Here is a 4,187-nt window from a genome sequence, read left to right as displayed (position 1 = left end):
TACCGAGTACCAGCGCTTTGGCGAACGGGTGCAGTCAAGAATCAGCCAAGCACTCGCCCGGTCACTCACCGCCGGTTTTCCGCATGCCGACGCTCAGGAACGTTTGACGGCCGTCGAAACGGCCACCGAGTTAGGCAAGCGCCACGGCCTGCGTTCCAAAAAACAGGTCAAGCTGCTGGCCAAATGTGTCATGGAGCTGGGCGCTACTTTTCCCGAGCGCCACCCCGAGGCCCGGCAGATACTTGACAACATGCGCATGGCCGCCTGGCGTAAACGGGATCTACTGGAAGCCTGGCTCCCTCGAGGGCGCAAGCGACATGCGCTACTGGCCCCCTATCAGGCCGCCCAAGCGCACGACGACAACTATCGTCCCATCGATGACGAGGAGCGACCATGAGTTATCAGCCGAGTATTGAAGACATTGCACATCTAGCAGAAAACCAACCGGGGTACTTCTCAAGCTCGGTGCAAACGCTGCGCTCGATTGCAAACGCCATGCAAGCTGACCCTGTCCAGCGTGACGCCTTGGAAGCTGCCACCACCCAAGCCCATTACAGCGACTTCTTGGCCAATGGGGGGCAACCGCTGACCGAAAGCCCGATTCCCCCAGAACCCGCCGACGACGAAAGCCGCCAAGACCCTGTCTTTGGCGCCGTGTGTGTCGAGTGTGCCTCGCTGACGCCATGTATTGAAAAGGTTGAGGTCGTTTGTCACGGGGGTGAAAACGCACGGGTAACGTTACAAGGGGAAGGAGAACTGGTCGATACGCATGGCAACATTTATTTCGTGGCGGATCAGTTTGTCACCGGTGCAGGCACCCTGGAAGACTTCTTTACCGGTACACGGCTCAAGGATGGCGGCCAGATAACGATCACGCTGGACGATGGCTGCCCGCATGGGCAACACACCCTGACCTGGACCGACGAACTGGGCGGCACCGCGCTCAGGCCGGGAGCGACCACGACCGTTGATTTTACCGTGATGACCGAGCCTGTGCCCCCCATTACCCTGCCCGGTGTGCTCATGGGCCTGATACCACCGGACGTGGAACTCGCCTTCAAAACGGCCGTCATGCTGCTGGATATCATCATGAACCGTACCGCCATGGTCAACGAGCAGCCCTTCCGGATCAGCTATGACGGCACCAACGACTTCTGTTTCACCACGGTGACCCTGCCGCAACTCAAATTCGATGGCTTGGTGACCATCGCACCGCCGAGCATCGATACCCGCCCGGTTGAAAAAAGCGAAGGGCGCATGCTGGCCGCAGAGCAGAGCCTGGGATCGCGAGTCAGGCAGGTCACGGCGCGGCAAGGGTGGGGTATCCACGCCGACCTGACCGTTGTATGCGGCGCCCAACGCAGAACGATGACCGTGGGCACAAGCCCCAGCGAAACCGTGACCTACGACACCGGCCCCTCGCTTCGACAAGCGGAGAACCAACGGCAACAGCAAAGCACGGTTGAACGATTTATCGGTACCCTGACCGATGCGTTGCAACGTATCGCCCAACACCTCAGTGGCACGGAAAATGACGGCAATAAGCTGTTCAGCTTCTACACCCGTGGCCCGGAGCTGATGCTGGGCGCCACCACCGAGCAGGCCGAGGAACAGGGTGGCCCCGGCACGAGTTGGGAGATTACCCCCGGGCTTTCCCTGGCCTATGAATGTGGGGTCCGGCTCGATATCTATGAGGCCCTGAAGCTCGCCGCCAGAGGAACCCCTGGAGGGCGCGCGCTCGTCACATTTCTGGAAAGTGTCGAAGGCGGTTTTGATGTGTATTTTGCACAGGGTCAGTTTATGCCCGCGTTATTCATGGAGGTCGGGCTGGGGGTTGGCCCTCAGGGCACGGAAGATCAGCTAGGCAACCATATGCTCCGCGCCACCTACAACGTACAAGCCAACGCCTTCGAAAAACCGGAAGGGCAAGTGAGCATCACGCTAAGCGCACTGGTCAGTGGCGGCATGATGGGCTACTTCGATAGCCTGTTTACCGAGCGAGTCGTGTTCAAGTACGGCGTTCAGGTGGAGACGGAAGGCAGTATCACGATTGCCATAGAGAACGGCCAGTGGGGCTACCGACTCTCCCATGCGGGCGCGGTGCTACGTGTGCAGAGCTATAAAAAAGCGGATGTAGAGTCAGGCGGGAATGAGCCAGTTGTTGGTGGTAACACAAGGCGTCGCAGCGCTCAAGTGGTCGAGACGGAAGACGGTACCCGCTGGCAAGCAGGTGGCGGGGATCGCAGTTATCGCTTGGCAGAAAACTGGACGGGTGCTTTTCACGCATTCAACAACGGAGATTAACACCGTCTTATGAAACCACTTATCGCGCTTATTTTATCGGGATTACTCAGCATGGAGGCACAGGCAATGGCACAGGACACAGAGTATCAGTTCGGCGTTCGCTGGAGTGTTAATGGCTTACCGTCATCTCTCTATATACAGGGCATTATGCTCGATTTTACCGGCGTCTTCAGTCATTTTGATCGTCGCCAACCGATCAGCCAATATATCAAAAATGGTAAAAATACCATTGAGTTAAATACATTTCCATACGAGTATGATCCTGAGCATGAAATACGCGTTTCTTTACTATATTGGGAGCCGGACCAGAACCCCAATACCGACGCCAGCATCGCGTTTGAAGTGGTGATGATGCCCGGGGTGGAAGATGCCAAGGCCGAGATCGTCTCAACAGACCCGGCCGCCCCGCTGCAGCCGCGAGAAGGCGATATCTTTTTTATTCGCAATGAGGACTACGATACGTTGGAAGTCTCGTTCACTAACCGCCAACCGATGCCCACCTGGTGTTGGGAAGACAGTGATGTGCTAAGAGACAGTGATGCGATCCGCGATAGCCTGACCCACGAGTACCGCCGACTGCATGCGCTGTTTGCGGCAGGCGATAACGAAGCCTTGTTGGACGCCGCGTCCACCAGAACAGCAGAGCTTGCCCTGGCCTCGGGCACCCCGGAAGCCTACGTGCGGGACCGGTTCAGCTACACCATGTATTTCGACAACCCGGATCTCTACCAGTTAAACGACTTCCCTGAAGAACCCATGACGTTAAACCTGGGGGCAGACAATCGTGTGGCTTGGCTAACCACAGAAGGGGTTCAAGTTCCAATAAGGTTCAACCATGTTCAAGAGAATGATGTTTCAAGCAGAGTAAGGCCTTACTTTATCCGCCGCGATGGCCTGTGGGAAATCTGCCGATGAAACCCATCGCACGCAAGGGCGACCTACACCGTTGCCCCATCCCCGGCCATGGCACTACGAAAATCGTCTCCGGCTCGCCCTCTTTGGTAGAGGGCCAGCCGGTGGCGCGGGTGGGCGACAGCTCACTTGATACCCATGGCTGCGGCGCCACCATCATTGAAGGGGCGAGCAGTTCCACCACCGATGGCAGACCGACCGCGGCGGCGAGATCATCACCGCTTCCAGCAGCGCCAAGGTGCAGCCGTGATAAGAAAGATGAGCGTCGTATATAAGCAAGGGATGGACGTGATGGCGAGACGGATTGGGCGTGTAGGGCTATTACTGGTATTAACACTGATGAGTGCGTACGCAATGGCACAGGAAACAGAATATCAGTTTGGCGTTCGCTGGAGTGTTAATGGGCTGGCCACCGGCACTCATATACAGGGCATTATGCTGGATTTTAAAGGCGTGCCAAGCGCGCAGAATACGATGTTGCCAGTCACGCAGTATATTCGTCATGGCCGCAACGAAGTCCAGTTTTATGCTTGGCCAGTCCCTTTCAAGGAAGAGGATGAGATCCGCCTCTCTATGGAATATTGGGAGGCGGAGCAAAATCCTAATATCGACGCCAGAACCGCCTTCGAAGTCGTCATGCGGCCTGGGCTAGACAATGCTGTGCCAGAAGTGGTTGACGTAGACGGCAATGCACCGTTACGTGTCGTCGCGAGTGATATTCGTTGGAACGATAGAGGGGGGCACTTTCAGCTAGTTGTGCCGTTTAATAATCGTCAAATCATGCCCACCTGGTGCTGGGAGGAAGGTGATGTATTAAGCGATAGCAACGCTACCCGGGATAGTTTAGCCCGTGAGTATCGTCGGCTGTATGCTCTGTTTGAAGCAAAAAATAACGATGCGTTGATGAATGCCTCATCCACCATGATTGCAGAGCTGGCTCTGGCGTCTGGCGAATCCGAAGCCTATGTGCG

Annotated in this window: 5 protein-coding genes; all 5 read left to right on the top strand. The window is 56.5% G+C overall.

Annotated elements, in window-relative coordinates:
* On the top strand, positions 1-397 hold a 397-nt coding region (locus tag HP566_RS18140; RefSeq protein ID WP_249978724.1), incomplete at its 5' end, for a hypothetical protein.
* The gene (locus HP566_RS18135; RefSeq protein WP_249978723.1) at positions 394-2,304 is read left to right on the top strand and encodes a hypothetical protein; all 1,911 of its coding nucleotides are present in this window, start codon (positions 394-396) and stop codon (positions 2,302-2,304) included. The genes HP566_RS18140 and HP566_RS18135, both read left to right, overlap by 4 nt.
* A gap of 66 nt (positions 2,305-2,370) precedes the next feature.
* Positions 2,371-3,219: a hypothetical protein gene (locus tag HP566_RS18130; RefSeq protein ID WP_249978722.1), complete on the top strand. Its 849-nt coding sequence runs from the start codon at positions 2,371-2,373 to the stop codon at positions 3,217-3,219.
* Complete coding sequence (locus HP566_RS18125; RefSeq protein WP_249978721.1) at positions 3,216-3,491, top strand: PAAR domain-containing protein; 276 nt, start codon at positions 3,216-3,218, stop codon at positions 3,489-3,491. The genes HP566_RS18130 and HP566_RS18125 overlap by 4 nt, the downstream gene beginning before the upstream one ends.
* 16 nt (positions 3,492-3,507) lie before the next feature.
* A partial coding sequence (locus HP566_RS18120; RefSeq protein ID WP_249978720.1) for a hypothetical protein occupies positions 3,508-4,187 on the top strand: 680 nt, incomplete at its 3' end.

This window comes from Vreelandella olivaria (genome assembly GCF_023507745.1).
GTDB lineage: Bacteria > Pseudomonadota > Gammaproteobacteria > Pseudomonadales > Halomonadaceae > Vreelandella > Vreelandella olivaria_A.
Note: the sequence above shows the minus strand (reverse complement) of the source record. Positions and strands in the feature narration are given on the sequence as shown.